Source organism: Escherichia sp. MOD1-EC7003 (assembly GCF_002965065.1).
Taxonomy (GTDB): domain Bacteria; phylum Pseudomonadota; class Gammaproteobacteria; order Enterobacterales; family Enterobacteriaceae; genus Escherichia.
The window spans coordinates 1-967 of record NZ_PTRE01000209.1; the positions used below are offsets into that span (position 1 = coordinate 1).

The window sequence follows — 967 nt, forward strand, 5'->3', positions numbered from 1 at the left end:
ATATCGCTACACTTTTGCCAGACCATGCTTTCCTCCCGGGAATGGACTGGCGGTTTCCATAAAGTGATTAACTTTTTTTAGCAGTTGCCACATCGAACCACACTGATGATTCCGGGTTATCGTGTCGTGCAATGCCTGCCATAGCCGTTCAACATGATTTACCCATGGTGAGTAAACCGGCTGATAAATCACCCTGAACTTCGGATTCTGCTTCAGCCAGCGCTGTGTTTCCCTGCTTTTGTGGATAATGTAATTGTCCACGATGAGCGTTATCGTTTTTGCCCGTCGGTACGTCGACTTCAGGTGTTTCAACAGACTGATAAATAACACTGAGCTTTTGCTGTTGCCACCCACATAACTGACTTTACCTGTCCCGCTGTGCAGCGCGCCAGCCAGATAATATTTTTCATTCTGCCCCGGCGTCACCACGCGTTTTTGTTGTCCGCGCAACTGCCAGTCCGCACCGATTTTGGGATTAAGATGGATATCCACTTCATCTTCATAAAAGACCGGGTTTTCTGCACTGAATTCGTCCAGTGCTTTATGGATTGCCGCCATCTTTTCATCTTTATGCGGGTCACGGATACGCAGAGTTGGCGCAGCCCTGCGCCATACAAGCCCGGCTGACGGCAACCAGCGGCGAACGGTTCCTGGATGTAACTGACATCCGGTTATCTCATTGATTTTTATCGCCAGCAGTTCTGTACTCCAGCGTGAACGCTGGTAGCCAAAATCGCCGGGAGAGTGTTTTATCAGTTCACGTAACAATGTGCAGATATGCTCAAATGGCCAGCGACGGGCACGTCCTGCGGGTAATGATTTCAGTCCTTCAACACCCGACTGCGTGAACCAGTTAATCCAGCGCCCGACGGATGAACGGGCGCAACAGAGCGTTCTGGCAACGTCGCTGACGCGGTCGCCCCGGTGCAGCATCAGCATGGCAGTCAGCCTGCGGGCATAATTTTTA

The 967-nt window shown here is 51.0% G+C and carries 1 protein-coding gene; it reads right to left on the reverse strand.

The window, feature by feature from the left end; all coding sequences use genetic code 11:
- Positions 1-6: 6 nt before the first annotated feature.
- Positions 7-967, reverse strand: a 961-nt coding sequence (locus A7090_RS23705) for an IS630 family transposase (RefSeq protein ID WP_105275738.1), incomplete at its 5' end; no start/stop codon positions are given.